This is a genomic window from Salinicola sp. 4072 (assembly GCF_036663415.1).
GTDB classification, from domain to species: domain Bacteria; phylum Pseudomonadota; class Gammaproteobacteria; order Pseudomonadales; family Halomonadaceae; genus Salinicola; species Salinicola salarius_A.
Map to the genome: position 1 here is coordinate 1 of NZ_JAXOVV010000034.1, position 16,947 is coordinate 16,947.

General features: G+C 61.5%; 18 protein-coding genes, 1 tRNA gene and 1 pseudogene. 13 read left to right on the forward strand and 7 right to left on the reverse strand.

Translation table 11 applies throughout. The annotated features are described in order from the left end of the window. Positions 1 to 127: 127 nt before the first annotated feature. From R3F72_RS16825 to R3F72_RS16845, 5 genes and pseudogenes are all read right to left on the reverse strand, one after another. Positions 128 to 817: pseudogene (locus tag R3F72_RS16825) on the reverse strand (IS3 family transposase); the annotation flags it as partial. Then, the gene (locus R3F72_RS16830; protein WP_287124616.1) at positions 814 to 1,101 is read right to left on the reverse strand and encodes a transposase; all 288 of its coding nucleotides are present in this window, start codon (positions 1,099 to 1,101) and stop codon (positions 814 to 816) included. The pseudogene R3F72_RS16825 and the gene R3F72_RS16830, both read right to left, overlap by 4 nt. A 220-nt stretch (positions 1,102 to 1,321) precedes the next feature. Then, positions 1,322 to 2,533 (reverse strand): helix-turn-helix domain-containing protein, encoded by a 1,212-nt coding sequence (locus tag R3F72_RS16835; protein WP_332780250.1) that lies wholly within the window; start codon positions 2,531 to 2,533, stop codon positions 1,322 to 1,324. 1 nt (position 2,534) lies between these two features. Next, complete coding sequence (locus tag R3F72_RS16840) at positions 2,535 to 3,221, reverse strand: hypothetical protein (RefSeq protein ID WP_332780251.1); 687 nt, start codon at positions 3,219 to 3,221, stop codon at positions 2,535 to 2,537. A 315-nt stretch (positions 3,222 to 3,536) separates the two neighbouring features. After that, complete coding sequence (locus tag R3F72_RS16845; RefSeq protein ID WP_332780252.1) at positions 3,537 to 3,761, reverse strand: hypothetical protein; 225 nt, start codon at positions 3,759 to 3,761, stop codon at positions 3,537 to 3,539. A gap of 167 nt (positions 3,762 to 3,928) precedes the next feature. Here R3F72_RS16845 and R3F72_RS16850 point away from each other — a divergent pair, with 167 nt between their 5' ends. Further along, positions 3,929 to 4,198: a tyrosine-type recombinase/integrase gene (locus R3F72_RS16850; protein ID WP_332780253.1), complete on the forward strand. Its 270-nt coding sequence runs from the start codon at positions 3,929 to 3,931 to the stop codon at positions 4,196 to 4,198. Positions 4,199 to 4,252: 54 nt separating this feature from the next. Here the strand turns inward: R3F72_RS16850 and R3F72_RS16855 are convergent. Further along, positions 4,253 to 4,339: transfer RNA gene (locus R3F72_RS16855), tRNA-Leu, on the reverse strand. 134 nt (positions 4,340 to 4,473) lie between these two features. Here R3F72_RS16855 and queA point away from each other — a divergent pair. The 7 genes from queA (at position 4,474) to R3F72_RS16890 (ending at position 11,957) form a co-directional block, all read left to right on the forward strand. Beyond that, on the forward strand, positions 4,474 to 5,511 hold the full coding sequence (queA, locus tag R3F72_RS16860; RefSeq protein WP_087720975.1) for a tRNA preQ1(34) S-adenosylmethionine ribosyltransferase-isomerase QueA: 1,038 nt from the start codon (positions 4,474 to 4,476) through the stop codon (positions 5,509 to 5,511). 219 nt (positions 5,512 to 5,730) lie between these two features. After that, entirely contained in the window at positions 5,731 to 6,849 is a 1,119-nt protein-coding gene (tgt, locus tag R3F72_RS16865; RefSeq protein ID WP_087720976.1) for a tRNA guanosine(34) transglycosylase Tgt, read from the forward strand. A gap of 105 nt (positions 6,850 to 6,954) precedes the next feature. Next, entirely contained in the window at positions 6,955 to 7,287 is a 333-nt protein-coding gene (gene yajC, locus R3F72_RS16870) for a preprotein translocase subunit YajC (protein WP_087720977.1), read from the forward strand. Between the two features lie 105 nt (positions 7,288 to 7,392). Then, positions 7,393 to 9,240, forward strand: a complete 1,848-nt coding sequence (gene secD / locus R3F72_RS16875) for a protein translocase subunit SecD (RefSeq protein ID WP_332780254.1) — start codon at positions 7,393 to 7,395, stop codon at positions 9,238 to 9,240. Positions 9,241 to 9,252: 12 nt separating this feature from the next. After that, positions 9,253 to 10,158 (forward strand): protein translocase subunit SecF, encoded by a 906-nt coding sequence (secF, locus tag R3F72_RS16880; RefSeq protein WP_087720979.1) that lies wholly within the window; start codon positions 9,253 to 9,255, stop codon positions 10,156 to 10,158. Positions 10,159 to 10,420: 262 nt separating this feature from the next. Then, positions 10,421 to 11,632 carry an AI-2E family transporter gene (locus tag R3F72_RS16885; RefSeq protein WP_332780255.1) on the forward strand — a complete coding sequence of 404 codons (1,212 nt, stop codon included), beginning with the start codon at positions 10,421 to 10,423 and terminating at the stop codon, positions 11,630 to 11,632. A 130-nt stretch (positions 11,633 to 11,762) separates the two neighbouring features. Further along, on the forward strand, positions 11,763 to 11,957 hold the full coding sequence (locus tag R3F72_RS16890; RefSeq protein ID WP_332780256.1) for a hypothetical protein: 195 nt from the start codon (positions 11,763 to 11,765) through the stop codon (positions 11,955 to 11,957). A gap of 120 nt (positions 11,958 to 12,077) precedes the next feature. On the opposite strand, the gene R3F72_RS16895 is transcribed toward R3F72_RS16890, so the two are convergent. Beyond that, positions 12,078 to 12,872 (reverse strand): inositol monophosphatase family protein, encoded by a 795-nt coding sequence (locus R3F72_RS16895; protein WP_071229910.1) that lies wholly within the window; start codon positions 12,870 to 12,872, stop codon positions 12,078 to 12,080. Positions 12,873 to 13,007: 135 nt separating this feature from the next. On the opposite strand from R3F72_RS16895, the gene R3F72_RS16900 reads away from it, so the two are divergent. The 5 genes from R3F72_RS16900 to ndk all read left to right on the forward strand — a co-directional run bounded on the left by R3F72_RS16900 (position 13,008) and on the right by ndk (position 16,890). Further along, the gene (locus R3F72_RS16900) at positions 13,008 to 13,790 is read left to right on the forward strand and encodes an RNA methyltransferase (protein WP_332780257.1); all 783 of its coding nucleotides are present in this window, start codon (positions 13,008 to 13,010) and stop codon (positions 13,788 to 13,790) included. Positions 13,791 to 13,973: 183 nt separating this feature from the next. After that, on the forward strand, positions 13,974 to 14,456 hold the full coding sequence (gene iscR / locus R3F72_RS16905) for a Fe-S cluster assembly transcriptional regulator IscR (RefSeq protein WP_332780258.1): 483 nt from the start codon (positions 13,974 to 13,976) through the stop codon (positions 14,454 to 14,456). A 156-nt stretch (positions 14,457 to 14,612) separates the two neighbouring features. Next, positions 14,613 to 15,788, forward strand: a complete 1,176-nt coding sequence (locus R3F72_RS16910) for an aminotransferase class V-fold PLP-dependent enzyme (protein ID WP_332780259.1) — start codon at positions 14,613 to 14,615, stop codon at positions 15,786 to 15,788. Positions 15,789 to 15,832: 44 nt separating this feature from the next. Continuing rightward, complete coding sequence (locus tag R3F72_RS16915) at positions 15,833 to 16,159, forward strand: HesB/IscA family protein (RefSeq protein WP_071229914.1); 327 nt, start codon at positions 15,833 to 15,835, stop codon at positions 16,157 to 16,159. Between the two features lie 302 nt (positions 16,160 to 16,461). Beyond that, a complete protein-coding gene (gene ndk, locus R3F72_RS16920) occupies positions 16,462 to 16,890 on the forward strand; it encodes a nucleoside-diphosphate kinase (protein WP_071229915.1) in 429 nt (142 codons plus the stop codon). Positions 16,891 to 16,947 lie beyond the last annotated feature (57 nt).

A 16,947-nucleotide genomic window follows, 5' to 3' on the forward strand; every position in this document is an offset into this window, starting at 1 on the left:
AAGAGCCTGGAGGGTAGAATCGGTCATGGCGTATCCACTCGTGTTGGTTGAGATCTTGGTCGTGATCAATCAACAGGATACGCCACCCTTCCTACCTCCTCCCATCCACCAGACTTGAGCTTAACTCCTTCACGCTGCGCCAGAGCCGCTCAACGAAGATGTTGTCCTGGTAACAGCCCTTGCCATCCATGCTGATCCGGACCTCATGGGCTTCCAGCACGTCAGTAAACGCCTTACTGGTGAACTGGCAGCCTTGATCCGTGTTGAAGACCTCGGGCGACCCATGGCGTGCCAGGGCATCTTCCAAGGCATCGACGCAGAAGTCGGTGTCCAGGGTATTCGATATTCGCCAAGCCAGCACACGGCGGCTGTGCCAATCCATAATGACCACCAGATACATGAATCCGCGTGCCATAGGAAGGTAAGTCACATCAGCTGCCCAGACTTGGTTGGGGCGATTAATGACCCGACCCCGCAGCAGGTAGGGGTAGATCCGGTGCCCCTCACCGGGGCGATTGGTGCGCGGCCTCGGATATACCGCCTGGAGCCCCATCTGACGCATCAATCGCTGGACTCGCTTGCGGTTCACTGGATGCCCCAGACGGTTGAGATAAACCGTCATCCGCCGTGAACCATAGACTGGCGTTCGCAGATGTTCCTCGTCGATCAGGCGCATCAGCTCCAGGTCATAGGCCCGCCGCTCTTTGCGCTGGTAATACACCGAGGACCGGCTGATACCGAGCAGCCGGCATTGGCGCCGGAGGCTGAGGTCAGGCGCCTGTGGCTCGACCAGTGCCAGGCACTGGGCCCGACTCAACGATCGAGCCTGCGTGACAAAAAATCGCGTTCCACCGTCAGCTTGCCGATTTCACGGTAGAGCGTATCGATTTCTTCTTGGGTCTTCTGGGCCGCCTTGCCGTCGCCCTTGCCCTCAAAGACTCCGGTGGCGTTATCCAGCAACTCGCGCTTCCACTGGCTCACCATGGTCGGATGAATCTCGAAGCGGGCAGCGATCTCTGACGTGGTCTGGTCGCCTTTGAGGGCGGCGAGGGCCACCTTGGCCTTGAAATCACTGCTGTACTGCCGGCGTTTCCTGCTCATGATCAGGCTCTCCTGGTCGGTCTGATCAGAGCTTAGCGCCTGGTCCGAATTTCGGGGACCACTTCAGAGACTGAGTCCATGCTTTACATACCCGACTTACCGATGATGCAGGCCGTCAGCAGGATAGACAGCCGTAGCCCCAGGAGCAGGAAGCAGCGCCGATTCCACATCGATCCAGTACTTAAAAGCGGCTTCCCTTTCACCGTACTATTTCACTACGCTACTTTTGGAACGGTAGAATGTCCGCTCGGGTAGATCGGCCAGCCCTTACAGCACTGCGCTTGAGCTTGAGAGGCACCACATTACTCCCAGGTTCAGGCTGTGCGCTCAGGTAACCAGGGCGCAGGTTACAAAGCATCTCGATGGTTTTTGACGGCAAGCCAATCCGATGCACGAGTTCGGTACGCTCAAAGATGCCGTTATCGACCAAAAGATGAGCACCGCGCATCATCAGCTTGGGCTGCTCGAACGCAAAACTATCATCGCCTGGCTCACCTTTCGTCCATTTACGCGCCGAGCGCCCCTTCCACAGCCTTAGTTCGAGCTGCTCCGATAGAAGCGATAAATCACGGCAACGCACGATCATTGAAGCGACAGAAACCTTCCAGCGCGATTTGAGCGACAGCAAATTATCGAGCGTCGGCCATACCACCTCTTGAGAGAAGCTTTCAGGCGGCATCAAGAAGGCACTGGCAAAGCGGTGTGCCTGACCTTCCAAAAGATCATAAAGCTCTTTTTTCGCATACTGGGAAGCCGGTATTTTGGAGTGAAGAACAACGTGTCCCAGCTCATGCGCTGCATCGAAGCGGTTGCGAATCGCGTTCGCTTTGTCTTCAGCGATAAGCACATACGGGCGGCCATCCAAAACCGACACATGGGAAACGCCATCCATCTTGACGTGGCCCAGGGTTGCACGGGTGCAAATGATCCCCGTATTCTCCATTACCTGGATGACATTCGGGATGGGGGCCGTACCGAGCTTCCAAGCCTCGCGGCATTCCCGCGCGATTTCCTCAATCTCTTCATCGCTAATCAGCCGGCAATCGTCGGCATCCAGCATTGGCACATTGACCTCAGGCCATTCCATCGCATCCTGAAAGAAATCGGAAATCTCTTGAAGCCAGGCCAAATATAACTGAGACCTTTCACGCGCCTGCTTGTGAGCAGCCGCTTGGGAGCGGAAAAAGTAAGGGCGCTGTTTCTCCTTCACGGCAGTGGGCACAGGCCTCAAAAACCACATGCGTGAGACACCAAACATACGACAAAGGCGTTCGAAGGAATCGGCCTCGGGCAGTTGGGAACCTTTCTCCCAAGCCGAAACAGTGCTGGAAGAGCGACATATCTGCTCCCCCAGCTCCGCCAGGGTTAAATCGTTTGCCATGCGCAACTGGTTCAAGCGCTGGCCCTGGAAGCCTTCAACCCCTGTTCTCATGTCACTCACTTCCACCTTCTTCGCTTTGATCCTCAGACTCGGCGCGGCGCAGCCCATCACGCAGGGCCGGATAAGCAATATCCTCAAGCCCGTCGCCTAGCTCATCGTAGTACTGCCAGAGCTGGCTCACATCCATGAACAGATGAAAGCCTGCTTTAGGATCGCTATATGGCACTGCAACCGCTATTCCAACAGGGCTGCTGTGATCACTTTCTGTCCATTTAGCTACATAAGGCAGAAGCAGCGCATGAAGTGAATCTTGGCTAGGCCCAAGAAGCGATGCAGAAGGGCTAAACAGGTCAGGATGCTGCCTTTCCAACCTTTTGTTTATCAGAGCCAACAAACGCCTAAAACCAGCATCTCGAACGGGAGGAACCCTACCTATCGTGATTACGCTGGTTGTGATCTGCAAACTACCAGCACGGATTAGCGCATAATGCCCACCTGCTGGCCGTGTAGCTTGGTTGATCACGTCGATGCCCTCATCCTCTGGCAACCCCAGCAGCGCCTCCTGCACCATGTAGTGGTGAGATTGCGGGCCAGGCCCTGCAAGGGGCACCTTCTGATAGGTAGCTTTGAGGTGACGATCGCTCTTATTGAACGCTGCCTCGACACTCTCAAGCACCCTCTGTAGATGGTGACGAGGCAGCTCCTGGCAGATGAAACGGCTGATTTCCTCTTGATTCACAACGGCTCCTCAGGTTGCAGGCAGCGATTTCTGCAATACGGATTGTAGATCCATATTTTCCTGTTATCCATTTCCACCAACCCAAATGTACAATTTTCCCTCATTGAATTGCTCGGACAGCCCAAGCGTCTCGACGCAGCCTAATGATCGACAGCCGCCAAAATGAAAAAAATAATCATTACCTTACAGAGGTGCCGCCCCATGGACGGCACCGGCTAATCATGCGGCATACGTAAGGTACTGGCTTCCCCTTCCCAGCTAGGCATTGCACACTGTACCGCCTACTTAGAACGTAAACTCTCGTACGCCACTTCCTCAGACTGCCATGACCATGGCCATACGGCGCTCCAGTTCTTCGTAGAACGCCTCGACGCGCTCAGCGATAGCCTGGAGCATCGCCTCATCCCGGTAGGCCCACTTCATGAACAGCGGCATACCCGGCCAGTAGCTGACGAAGTCGATCCATTCCCGCTCGCTGACCCACAGGCCGCCCTGACACTGGGCAACGTGCTCCGATGGAATCTCATCGGCCAGCAGCAACTCGATCTGGTACTTGGGCAGTTTGGTCTTGATCTCTATTAGGCCGTCGCGTCTACCAGGAAGCCGGGGAGTAGTAGCCACCCGAGGGTTGAAAATGATACCAACCTGCCTCCCGACGAAGCAGCCAGACGGAGCATTTAAAATTCGCGGGCCACAGGTTCTAGTTCGTGGCCGCGCGGCTGCGCCGGGTCTGGGAATCGGCAAGAACTGCAGTTGGACGAGAAGATCTGCGGTTCCGCGATCTGCGCCACAGCTATGCGAGCCTGCTGGCTCAGGCCGGAGAAAGCATGACAACGGTGCGGGATCTGTTGTGGCATTCGAGCCTGATCGTCACGAGTCGTTATGCCCACATGTTTGACCATGGGCTGGACGATATCGGGAAGCGGATACCGAGCTTTGGCGCGGCATTCTGCGACCAAAATGCGACCAAGCACTGAAACCAGAGCGAAAACGAGGAAAGGAAAACGAAGCTAAGTTACTGATTTTGCGGATGGTGCCGGCGGTCGGACTCGAACCGACACACTGTCTCCAGCGGCGGATTTTGAATCCGCTGCGTCTACCAATTCCGCCACGCCGGCAGCGGGGAGGCATTATACGGACACTCGGCCCGGCGTCAATCACCACGCTGACTTAATCGGTCGGGTGCTTTATGATGGCGCCCTTTCGAACGCTACCCGACCATCCTGATTCGAGCCGATACGCGACCTACGCCATGCAGCGCGCCGATTTTCATTTTGATCTGCCCGACGAGCTGATCGCTCGTTACCCTTCCGAACAGCGAACCGACTGTCGCCTGCTGTGCGTCGACGGTGAATCCGGTGCGCTGGAACATGCTCGCTTCCCCGATCTGTTGCCGAGGCTCGAACCCGGCGATGTGGTGGTATTCAATGATACCCGCGTGATTCCAGCACGCCTGTTCGGCCAGAAGGCGAGCGGCGGCAAGGTCGAGATGCTGCTGGAACGCCCGCTGGACGCCCACCGCGGCCTGGCGCACCTGCGTTCGAGCAAATCGCCCAAGCCAGGCACGGAGCTGATCTTCGAGGGCGATATACATGCCGTCGTCGAGGGCCGCCGAGACGCCTTGTTCGAACTGCGTTTCTTGGGCGAGACACCATTGATCGCCCTGCTCGAGCAGCACGGCCACATGCCGTTGCCGCCATACATCACCCGCGAGGACGAACTGGCGGACCGCGAGCGCTACCAGACCGTCTATGCCCGCCGCGAAGGCGCCGTGGCCGCCCCCACCGCCGGGCTGCACTTCGACGAGACGATGATGGAAGCCCTGCGCGCCAAAGGTGTCGAGACGGCCTTCGTCACGCTTCATGTCGGCGCCGGCACCTTTCAGCCGGTGCGCGTCGACGACATTCGCGAACATCACATGCACAGCGAGTGGCTGGAAGTCGATGAATCGGTCTGCGAACAGGTCAATCGCGCCCATGCCGCCGGCAACAAGGTCGTCGCCATCGGCACCACTAGCGTGCGTTGCCTGGAAACCGCCAGCCAGGGCGGCGATGGCGAGCTGGCGCCGTACCGTGGCGAGACCGATATCTTCATCTACCCCGGCTATCGCTGGCGCTGCGTGGATGCACTGGTCACCAACTTCCACCTGCCGGAATCGACGCTGTTGATGCTGGTCTCCTCGTTCGCCGGCTACGAGACCGTGATGCGCGCCTATCAGGAAGCCGTCGCCGAGCAGTACCGCTTCTTCAGCTATGGCGATGCGATGTTTTTGACTCGCCAGCCCAACTGATCCACAAACGCTTTGCACGCGGCTTCGGGCGCGTTGTCATAAGACGCAACTGAACCATACACGTTTTGCGCGCGATGTCAGGCGCGCCGATGTCACAGGCTTTGCGCGCGGCCTCGGGCGCGTCCATATCACAGGCTTTGCGCGCGGATTCGGGCGCGTTAAATCGCGCGGCTTCGGGCGCGTTAAATCAAGAGAGACACCATGCGAGACGAATGCTTCATGAAATTCGAGCGACTGGGCCAGGAAGGTCGCGCCCGTCGCGGCCGGCTGACCTTCCCGCGCGGCACGGTGGAAACGCCGGCCTTCATGCCGGTAGGTACCTACGGTACGGTCAAGGGCATGACGCCCAAGGATGTCGAGGCGATCGGCGCCGAGATCATCCTCGGTAACACTTTCCACCTGTGGCTACGGCCGGGCACCGAGGTGATCGAGGCCCACGGCGACCTGCATGGCTTCTCCCAGTGGCAAAAGCCGATCCTGACCGACTCCGGCGGCTTCCAGGTGTTCTCGCTCGGGGCAATGCGCAAGATCACCGAGCAGGGCGTGCATTTTCGCTCGCCGGTGGACGGCGCCAAGGTCTTCATGGGGCCGGAAGAGTCGATGGCAGTGCAGCGCTCGCTGGGTTCCGACGTGGTGATGATCTTCGACGAATGCACGCCCTACCCGGCCACCGAAGACGAGGCGCGAAAGTCGATGGAGCTGTCGCTGCGCTGGGCGGCCCGCTCTCGCGTGGCGCACGGAGATTCCCCCTCGGCGCTGTTCGGCATCGTTCAGGGCGGCATGTATCCCGACCTGCGCAAGCGCTCGCTCGAAGGGCTGCTGGAGATCGGCTTCGATGGGCTGGCGATCGGCGGTCTGTCGGTCGGCGAGCCCAAGGAAGAGATGATCGGCGTGCTGGATTATCTGCCGACCTGGATGCCGGAAGACAAGCCGCGCTACCTAATGGGCGTCGGCAAGCCGGAGGATCTGGTCGAGGGCGTACGTCGCGGTATCGACATGTTCGACTGCGTCATGCCGACCCGCAACGCCCGCAACGGCCACCTGTTCACCGCCGATGGCACCGTCAAGATTCGTAACGCGATTCATCGCCACGATACCAACCCGCTGGAAGCGGACTGCGACTGTTACACCTGCCAGCACTTTTCTCGCGGCTATCTACACCATCTGGATCGGTGTGGCGAAATGCTCGGTTCGATGCTCAATACGGTTCACAATCTTCGCTACTATCAGCGCCTGATGGCGGGTTTGCGCGGGGCTATCGAAGCGGGTACATTGGCCGACTTCGTAGCACAATTCTATCGGCGACGCGGACTGCCCGTGCCGCCCGGGGCCGATTGACAGGATTCAAACCGGCCGTCGGCCGGTGTACCGTTTCGTCAGTCTCATCCAGGTAACGGTTTCATTACACGACCATTTCCCTACACAACCTTCGGAGATACATCCATGCTGGACTTTTTCATCCCTGCGGCTCACGCCCAGGATGCGGGCGGCCCTGCCGGCGGTGGTATTGCCCAGATCATCATGCTGGTCGGCTTCGTGCTGATCTTCTACTTCCTGCTGTGGCGTCCGCAGTCCAAGCGCGCCAAGGAGCACAAGAAGTTGATCACCAACCTGTCCAAGGGTGACGAAATCGTGATCGGTGGCGGGCTGCTCGGCCGCATCACCAACGTGACCGACGATTTCATCAGCATGGAGATTGCCGAAGGCACCATCGTCAGCGTTCAGAAGAGCGCCGTGGCCTCCGTCCTCCCCAAAGGCACGTTGAAGTCGCTGTAATGCTCCTGGCTGCCGATGCTTCCCATCGGCAGCCATCTCTTTTTGCGACACTCTTCGCACGACGATCGTCGCCAGATCGTCATTGATTGAAAGGACAGGGCTTCCATGCTCAATCGTTACCCCCTGTGGAAGTATCTGCTGATACTCATCGTCTGTGTTGTCGGCGTCATCTACGCGTTACCCAATCTTTACCCACAGGACCCCGCCGTCCAGATCAGCACGACCAACGGTTCTCTCGGCGATCAGCAGCTCGACCGTGTCACCCGGGCGCTGGCCGAGGACGATATCCAGGTCAAATCGGCAGCGATGACCGGTAACAACACCGCCCTGATTCGGCTCACCGACGCCGAACAGCAGCTTCCCGCCCGCGATGTGGTCGACGAAATACTCGACGACGACTACACCGTGGCGCTCAACCTCGCCGATTCCACGCCGTCCTGGCTGACCAGCCTCTCCGCGGCACCGATGAAACTCGGTCTCGATCTTCGTGGCGGGGTGCACTTCCTGCTCGAAGTCGACATGGACGCCGCCGTCGAACAGCGACTCGAGGCGACGGCGAGCGCCATCCGCGCCGATCTTCGCGACGAGCGTATCCGCTATCGGTCCACCGACATCGACGACAATGCCCTGCATCTCGAATTCGCCAACAGCGAAGACCGCGATGCCGCCCGCGAGCAGATCAGCCAGACGTTCAACGAGTTCCAGCTGGAGAATCGCGAGGAGGGCCGCCGCGCGTTCCTCGACATGACGCTGACGGAGCAGTCGATCCAGGACATTCAGGATTACGCGGTCCAGCAGAACCTGACCACGATCCGCAACCGCGTCAACGAGCTCGGGGTGTCCGAGCCGCTGGTCCAGCGCCAGGGCCCGAGCCGCATCGTGGTGGAACTGCCCGGCGTGCAGGACACCGCCGAAGCCAAGCGCATCGTCGGCGCTACCGCCAACCTGGAGTTCCGCCTCGAGGCACGCCCGGACACGCCGGACGCCGAAACCGAGACGTTCCCGTTCCGCAACAGCCCGCAGCGCACCGCGGTGCTGTCGCGTGACGTGATCATCACTGGCGATCGCGTATCCAGCGCCAGCCAGGGATTCGACCAGAACGGCCGCCCGCAGGTCAACATCAACCTCGACGGCACCGGCGGCTCGCTGATGAACCAGGCGACCCGCACCAACATCGGTCGCAACATGGCGGTGCTGTATATCGACCACAGCACCGAAATGCGCACCGTTACCCAGGATGGGCAGCAGGTTCAGGAGCGTATTCCGACGACGAGCCGCAGCATCATCAGCCTGGCGACGGTACAGAGTGCGCTCAGCAACCGGTTCCGCATCACCGGGCTGGACTCTCCGACCGAGGCCAGCGAACTGGCGCTGCTGCTGCGCTCCGGCTCGCTCGCCGCCCCGATCTACTTCGTTCAGGAACGCACCATCGGCCCCAGCCTGGGCGCCCAGAACATCGAGCGTGGCATCTTCTCGGTGATCGTCGGCGGCCTGCTGGTCGTAGCGTTCATGTTGATCCGCTACAAGGCCTTCGGCGTCATCGCCAACGCCGCGCTGGCGGTCAACCTGGTGCTGCTGATCGCGGCCATGTCGCTGCTTGGCGCCACGCTGACACTGCCCGGCATTGCCGGCATCGTGTTGACGCTCGGCATGGCGGTGGACGCCAACGTGCTGATCTACGAGCGCATCAGGGAGGAGCTCAGGCGCAAGACACCGGCGCAGCAGGCGATCCATGCCGGTTATGGCCGGGCCTTCACCTCGATCGTCGACGCCAACTTGACCACGCTGCTGGTCGCGGTGGTGCTGTTCTCGATCGGCACCGGCCCGGTGAAGGGCTTCGCCGTGACGCTGTCACTCGGCATCCTGACCTCGATGTTCACCGGCATTCTGGTGTCGCGTGCCCTCGTCAACCTCTCCATCGGCGGCAAGCCGGTGAAGAAACTGTGGATCTAGGAGACGCGAGCAATGCGCCAATTCGATTTCATGGGCAAGCGCCGCATCGCTTTCATCGTCTCGATCGTACTGACGATCGTATCGATAGCGGCCCTCGCCCTCCTGCATCTCAATCTCGGTCTCGACTTCACCGGCGGTACGGTCGTCGAGCTCCACTACGCCACGGTGCCCTCGCTCGACGAGATCCGCGCCCTGCTGGCCAACAGTGGTTTCGAGAACTTCTCGGTACAGACCTTTGGTGCCGCCGATGAAATTCTGGTGCGTCTGCAGCAGACCTTCAGCAACGACGTGGGCAGCCAGGTCGTCTCCGCGCTGAGCAGTAGCGGCGCCCAGATCGATCTGGTCCGCGCCGAGTTCGTCGGCGCCCAGGTCGGCGACCAGCTCCGCGATCAGAGCGGCCTGGGCATGCTGGTAGCACTGGCCGGCGTCGCGGTCTACGTCGCCTTCCGCTTCCAGTACAAGTTCGCCCTGTGCGCGATCATCTCGCTGGGACACGACGTGCTGATCGTGCTGGGTCTGTTCGCGCTGTTCCAGTGGGAGTTCGATCTCACAGTGCTCGCGGGGATCATGGCGGTCATTGGCTATTCGCTGAACGACACCATCATCGTCTACGACCGGATCCGCGAGAACATCCGCCTGTCCCGTAGCGACAATCTGGCCCAGATCTTCAACGAAGCCATCAACCAGACGCTGTCGCGCACGTTGGCGACATCCGGTACGACATTGCTGGTGTTGTTCGCGCTGTTCTTCCTCGGCGGCGACATGATCCACAACTTCGCAATCTCGCTGATTCTGGGGATCGTGGCCGGCACGTTCTCGTCGGTCTACGTCGCCGCGGCGCTGCTGATCGTGTTCAAACTGGAGCGCCAGGACCTGATCCCGGTGAAGAAGGAAGAGGTCGAAGAAGAGCTGCCCTGAGCCGGAAGGCTCGCAAAGCGCCTCATCGGCGACTCGGCCTATCTCGAAAACCCCTCTTCGGAGGGGTTTTTTACGCCCGCCTTATTGAAACCTTTCCTGCAATCTTGTTGATCGAGGCGTTTAGCCAACGGTACCCATGGCTTCCCGGCACACCAATAAGCGCGAATCGAATCCCGTGAGGTATGATGATTCGCTGCCGATTGGCATGCCGTTCGATTTCGCCCGGATAACCGGTTTCCTTCGTCACGTTCACGAGTCTTTCATGGCCCCCATCTTTGCCGACAGCAGCGTCGCCCGCTGGCTTCTCGTGCTGGTGATGATCGCCGGCGTCTACTTCTTCATCGACTTCCTGATTCCCGTGCTGGCCGCGCTGATCATCTGCGTCGCCAGTTGGCCGCTCTATCAGCGTCTGTTGGCGAGTTGCGGCCAGCGCCGGGCCCTGGCCGCCAGCATCGCGCTGGGCCTGATCATTCTCTGCCTGGTGATCCCCATGGTGCTTGCCTGCTCCTACGCCTTCCAGGAACTGAAGGGCTGGGTCGGCTGGCTGATGGTCGCCAACGAGCGCGGCATTCCGACGCCCTCTTGGGTTGCATCTCTTCCGGGCATCGGAACCTGGCTGGCCGAGCAGTGGCAAGCGTCCCTGGCCGAACCCCACGCGCCGGAGTCTCTGATTCAACTGGTAGGCGGCGAGCATATCGGCAACATTTCCCGCTGGGTGCTCGCTCTTGGCAGCAATGCGCTGCATCTGGCGCTGACCCTGCTGTTCATGCTGATCACGCTGTTCTTTCTCTACCGGGATGGCGCCGGCATGGCGCGCCAGCTGGACATCGTCGGCGAACGGGTACTGCCGGCGCGCTGGCAGCGCTTCTCGCGCGTGGTGCCGGCGACGATCAGTTCGACCGTGATGGGCATGGGCCTGATTGCCCTCGGCGAAGGCCTGGTACTCGGTACCGCCTACTGGATCGCCGGCATTCAATCCCCGGTGGTACTCGGCGTCATTACCGCCTTCATGGCGCTGGTACCGGGCGGCGCCCCGCTCACCTTCACGCTGGTTTCGCTCTATCTGCTGGCGACCGGACACATGGCCAACGGCATCGGGCTGTTCATCTGGGGCGCTTTCGAACTCTTCGTCGTCGACAAGACGTTGCGTCCGCGCCTGGTCGGCGGCCCGATCAAGCTGCCGTTCCTGCCGACCTTCTTCGGCCTGGTCGGTGGCGTCAAGACCATGGGGATCGTCGGCCTTTTCGTCGGCCCGGTACTGATGGCGCTGCTGGTCGCCAGCTGGCGCGAGTGGCTGCATGACGACAGCGCACCGGATGCCCCGTCGGAAGCCGAGCGCTGGGGCTACGGCAAGCGCAGGCTGGGTGCCCGCTCCGCCACCGGCCAGGCATCCGCTACCCGACAGGACGAGTCGAGTATCAGACGAGCCGCGGCGAGCACGAACGCCGACGCCAATGCGGACATCAGCCGCTAGCCTCGTCGCGGGTTCATTGTCATGGGTTCGGTTATCGCGGGTTCGTTATCGAGGGCTCATTATCGCAGGCCATCGCCGCCGGTTCATCGTTGCGAGAACGGCCGGGGCACTACCGTTCGAGCCGAAGATCGTGACGCCTCAACTTGCGCACCACGCTCGGCTGACTGATACCCAGCCGTTCGGCGAGCGTGTGATCGGCTTCATGCTCAAGGATGGATTGCTCGCCAACTCGCCGATCTATGCTGGGCTCGTCTTCGGCATGATCGCGTTCGTCGTGGGCAGTCTGCTTACCCGCCCCCATTCGATGGTGGCATCGACTCCCTGACTCGATCGAACCTGAACTCGCGACTCAACCCCAACGCAAAAGCGCCCTGCCGGGATAACCCGACAGGGCGCTTTCTGGTGATTCGCCTGGTGGCGAACCTTGCCAACCGAGACTGCTGGCCTAGACGCTGGCCTTGAGCTGCTGCGCCAGTGCCTTGTAGAGACGCGGGCCGGCGGCCATCAGGCTGCCACCGTCTTCGACACTGGGCGAGCCGTCGATGGCGCCGGTCAATGCACCGGCTTCCTTCAGCAGCAGCGAGCCGACCAGGCGATCCTGCTCTTCCAGCCCGAGAACGAAGATCGCGTCGGCACGGCCGGAGGCGAATTCGATCATGTCGAGCAGCGCGCAGCCCGTGCCGGTCAGGGTATCGATCTGGGGGCCGAGGCGTTCGACCACGGTGAGATATTGCGGCAGCCACTGGGAGCGCGCCTCGAGCGTCGGCCATGCCAGTGCCACTCGGGCACCATTGACGCTGACAGTCTTGGAGACACGCATGCGCTTGCCGTTGCCCTGAGCGCCACGACCGCGGCTGATCAGGAACTCGTCGTCGCTGAACGGCGAGACGACCACCGCGTGTTCCGGACGCCCCTTGACCAGGCATACCATCGAGATCGCGAACTGGCGGCTCGCCACTCCGAGATTGGATTCACCGTGGATCGGCTCGATGTGCCAGACGGTGTCCTTGTCGGTACCCTTGCCTTCGCGGTAAGGCGTATAGCGACCGGAAATGCCGTGCTGCGGATAACCACGGGAGAGCTGATGCACGATCAGCGTTTCGGCGTTGCGTGCCGTATCCTCGAGCAGACCGGCAGTTACCTGCTCGTCATGGTTGACCTCGAGACGGTCACGGATACGTACGAATTGCTCAGCGGCACTGCGAGCGGCACGCAGCGCATATTGAACCATCGGATGCATGGATCTGGCCTTGGGGAAATCGAGAGCGGAGTCGAGAGCTGTTAAAGAACGCCGCGCAGTCTAACAGAAGCAGGCTTGCCGAGTCATGCTAGACTGCGCGCTTTCCCGATTGCCACAGCCCTGATAGCCGCCTTTATGCTCGACCGTATCCGTATCGTCCTCATCGGCACCAGCCATCCCGGAAACATCGGCGCCACTGCCCGCGCCATGCGCAACATGGGTCTCGAGGATCTCGCCCTGGTCACGCCCCGCTGCGATCCCAGGGACCAGGACGCCTATTCGCGCGCCTCCGGGGCCAACACGCTCGTCGACGCTGCGCGGCAATTCGACGCACTCGAAGAGGCCGTTGCCGACTGCACGCTGGTGGTCGGCGCCAGTGCGCGCTCGCGCCATCTGCCGTGGCCGATGGTCGCCCCCCGGGCCCTGGCGGAGAGCCTGCCGGCGGCGCTGGCACCCGAAGGCGCGCGGGCCGCACTGGTATTCGGCCGCGAGGATACTGGCCTGACCAATGCCGAACTGCAGCGCTGCCATCAGCACGTGCACATTCCGACCAACCCGGACTTCAGCTCGCTGAATCTGGCCGCGGCCGTGCAAGTGCTCGCCTACGAATGTCGCCAGGCATTCCTCGCCCTGGACGACGCTCCGGCGACTCCTGCTGCCGAGCCGGACCGCGAGGCCGACCTGCCCTTCGGCGTGACGTGGGACAACCCGCCTGCCACCCATGCCGACCTGGAGCGCTTTTTCGCTCATCTCGAGAGTACGCTCACGGCGATCGAATTCCACGATCCGGACAACCCACGCCAGTTGATGGCCCGCCTGCGCCGGCTCTTCATGCGCGCCCATCTCGATTCGATGGAGATGAATATCCTGCGCGGCATTCTCGGCACGATCGACAAGCGGCTGCGGGAGAAGTCCTGACTGTCGCGGGGCACCATCCACAACGTCAAGACGTCGACGTGGCGGCTCCGGCGTAACGCCGCTCGCCCCCCGCAGACGCCAGTGGCCGAAACAGCGAGCGTCGATCGCCGGCAGAATGGTTGACCGTGTTACTGGGTTTTTCCATAATGCCGCTACCGATGCAGCGACAGCCGATACCCGCCGATGCGTTTGACTACCAAAGGGCGCTACGCCGTCACCGCGATGCTCGATCTGGCTCTCAACGCCGATCAGGGACCGGTCTGTCTGGCGGATATTTCCAAGCGTCAGGATATTTCGCTGTCCTATCTGGAACAGCTGTTCGCACGACTGCGGCGCGCCAAGCTCGTCAGTAGCGTGCGCGGCCCGGGCGGGGGTTACCTGCTGGGGAGAGTACCCGCCGATATTTCGGTAGCGGGCGTGATCGATGCGGTCAACGAGTCGGTGGATGCCACCCGCTGCCATGGCCAGGCGGACTGTCATCAGGGCAGCAAGTGCATCACGCATCACCTGTGGTGCGACCTCTCCGACGAAATCCAGCGCTTCCTGAGCGATATCAGCCTGCAGGAGCTGGTACGCCGGGAACAGGCCCGTGCCGCCGCCCGGCCCGAACCCGACGTACATTCGTTCGCTGACGACGCCGCCACGATCACGGTGTCGTCGCACTGATCACGATGTCGGTGCACGGATCACCGAATCGCTACACATTCATCGTGTCGTTGCACCAGTCATCGTGTCGTTGCTCCGGGCGAGCTCGTAAACGACTACGCTTCGAGCTGACGCTGCCGAATCCATTTCGATCGATTGCCAGAGATCTACCGTGCCATGAGCGCTCCGATTTATCTCGATTACGCCGCCACCACCCCGACCGATCCACGTGTGGCCGAGCAGATGATGCGACACCTGACTCTGGATGGGGTCTACGCCAACCCGGCATCGCGCAGCCACATGCCCGGCTGGCTGGCCGAACAGGCGGTGGAAAACGCCCGCCGTCAGGTCGCCGATCTGATCGCGGCCGATCCGCGCGAAATCGTGTGGACCTCCGGCGCCACCGAGGCGGACAATCTGGCGCTGACCGGCTTCATGCGCGCCAATCGTGCCCGCGGGCGCCATCTGGTGACGTCGATCATCGAGCACAAGGCCATCGTCGATACCGCGCTGGCGCTGGAGACGGAAGGTTTCGAAGTGACCTGGCTGACCCCAGGGTCGGACGGCCGCATCTCGCCCGAGCAACTGCGCGGAGCGATGCGCCAGGACACCGTGCTGGTCTCGCTGATGGCGGTCAACAACGAGCTGGGCAGTGTCAACGATCTCACCGCGCTCTCTGCCGTGGCCCATGAATTCGGCGCGCGCTTTCACGTCGACGCCGCCCAGGCCTCGGGCCGGCTGGCGCTGGATGTCGAGGCCATGGGGATCGATTTGATGTCGCTTTCCGCCCACAAGGCCTACGGCCCCAAGGGTATCGGCGCCTTGTACGTGCGCCGCGATCCGGATCTGCGTATCGAGGCCTTGATCCACGGCGGCGGTCACGAACGCGGCATGCGGTCAGGGACGCTCCCGACGCATCAGATCGTCGGCATGGGCGAAGCGTTCGCGCTGGCACGCGACGAGTGCGAAGCCGACGGCGAGCGCGTTCGTGCGCTGCGCCAGCGTTTTCTCGACGGCCTGGCCGACTGCGGCGGCATACACAACCATTCGCCGCTGGAACAGTCCGTACCCAATATCGTCAACCTCGCCTTCGATGGCGTGGATGGCGAGTCGCTGTTGATGGCGCTGCGTGGCCTGGCCGTCTCCACCGGCTCCGCCTGCAATTCGGCCAGCGTGGAACCCTCCTACGTTCTCAAGGGTATCGGCGTGCCTCATTTACAGGCGCTCGCCTCGATACGCTTTAGTTTTGGCCGCTTCACCACCATAAAAGAGATCGATGCGGCCGTGGCCGACATCCGCCGCGCCCTTGGCGGACTGCGTCAGCCATCGACAGCCGCCATGAATCATCGCTAGGTCGATGGCCCCGGCGCCATCGATTTTCGGCAAGGAGAAATGCCATGCAAAACATCACGATCAGTGAATCCGCCGCGACCCAGATTCGCCATGTCCTCGAGGAGCGCGGCGGCGGCCTGGGGCTGCGCGTGGCGGTCAAGCCGAGCGGCTGCTCCGGCTACAGCTATGTTCTGGACATCGCCGATGACCTGCGGGACGAAGACATCGCGTTCGAGGAGCGCGGCGTCAAGGTGCTGGTCGACCGGGAAGCCCTGGCCATTCTCGACGGCACCGAGGTCGACTACGTCAGCGAAGGACTCAATCGATTCTTCCGCTTCAACAACCCCAACGTGACCGACGAGTGCGGCTGCGGCGAAAGCTTCAACGTCTGAACGCCGCTTCGAAGTGCCCCGTCCGCGCCATGGCCGGGCGCCCCTTGCTGGTGCCGCCCAGGGTGCGCCGGCCGCGGGCTTGCGCTACAATGGCGCGATTTTGCGGCTGGCACGACGGTGATCGAAACCGCTCATCGTGCCAGCCAACGAGAATTCCGGGCGACGCGCCACCTGCCGATGCGATCGACCTCGAAGCCAGGCTTCGAGACGAGGCGTCGGGGGCGCGTCGTCTCGCATCTCAGTCATTCATTTTCCGCTCGCGACAACCGCGATCGATTCACTAAAGCCAGGAGACCGAAGTCATGGCCACCGAGCGCACGCTTTCCATCATCAAGCCCGATGCCGTTGCCAAGAACGCAATTGGCGATATCTACAGCCGCTTCGAAAAAGCCGGCCTGCAGATCGTTGGTGCCAAGATGCTCCACCTCTCCAAGGAGCAGGCAGAAGGCTTCTACGCCGAGCACAAGGAGCGCGGTTTCTTCGCCGATCTGGTCGGTTTCATGACCTCCGGTCCGGTCATGGTCCAGGTGCTCGAAGGGGAAGGCGCGATCGCCAAGAACCGCGAGCTAATGGGCGCGACCAACCCGAAGGAAGCCGCACCGGGCACCATTCGCGCCGACTTTGCGTCCTCCATCGACGCCAACGCCGTGCACGGTTCCGATGCACCGGAATCCGCCGCCCGCGAAATCAGCTACTTCTTCAACGACGACGAACTCTGCTCGCGCAGCTGATTCGTCGACCGGCCGGCCATTCGTGCCGGCCGGTCATCCTCGTCTCCGGACACCCCG

Excerpts from the sequence above, each read along its gene's own strand:
- R3F72_RS16830 (WP_287124616.1), bottom strand. The coding sequence starts at position 1,101 with ATGAGCAGGAAACGCCGGCAGTACAGCAGTGATTTCAAGGCCAAGGTG.
- R3F72_RS16835 (WP_332780250.1), bottom strand. The coding sequence starts at position 2,533 with ATGAGAACAGGGGTTGAAGGCTTCCAGGGCCAGCGCTTGAACCAGTTG.
- queA (WP_087720975.1), top strand. The coding sequence starts at position 4,474 with ATGCAGCGCGCCGATTTTCATTTTGATCTGCCCGACGAGCTGATCGCT.
- tgt (WP_087720976.1), top strand. The coding sequence starts at position 5,731 with ATGAAATTCGAGCGACTGGGCCAGGAAGGTCGCGCCCGTCGCGGCCGG.
- yajC (WP_087720977.1), top strand. The coding sequence starts at position 6,955 with ATGCTGGACTTTTTCATCCCTGCGGCTCACGCCCAGGATGCGGGCGGC.
- secD (WP_332780254.1), top strand. The coding sequence starts at position 7,393 with ATGCTCAATCGTTACCCCCTGTGGAAGTATCTGCTGATACTCATCGTC.
- secF (WP_087720979.1), top strand. The coding sequence starts at position 9,253 with ATGCGCCAATTCGATTTCATGGGCAAGCGCCGCATCGCTTTCATCGTC.
- R3F72_RS16885 (WP_332780255.1), top strand. The coding sequence starts at position 10,421 with ATGGCCCCCATCTTTGCCGACAGCAGCGTCGCCCGCTGGCTTCTCGTG.
- R3F72_RS16895 (WP_071229910.1), bottom strand. The coding sequence starts at position 12,872 with ATGCATCCGATGGTTCAATATGCGCTGCGTGCCGCTCGCAGTGCCGCT.
- R3F72_RS16900 (WP_332780257.1), top strand. The coding sequence starts at position 13,008 with ATGCTCGACCGTATCCGTATCGTCCTCATCGGCACCAGCCATCCCGGA.
- iscR (WP_332780258.1), top strand. The coding sequence starts at position 13,974 with ATGCGTTTGACTACCAAAGGGCGCTACGCCGTCACCGCGATGCTCGAT.
- R3F72_RS16910 (WP_332780259.1), top strand. The coding sequence starts at position 14,613 with ATGAGCGCTCCGATTTATCTCGATTACGCCGCCACCACCCCGACCGAT.
- R3F72_RS16915 (WP_071229914.1), top strand. The coding sequence starts at position 15,833 with ATGCAAAACATCACGATCAGTGAATCCGCCGCGACCCAGATTCGCCAT.
- ndk (WP_071229915.1), top strand. The coding sequence starts at position 16,462 with ATGGCCACCGAGCGCACGCTTTCCATCATCAAGCCCGATGCCGTTGCC.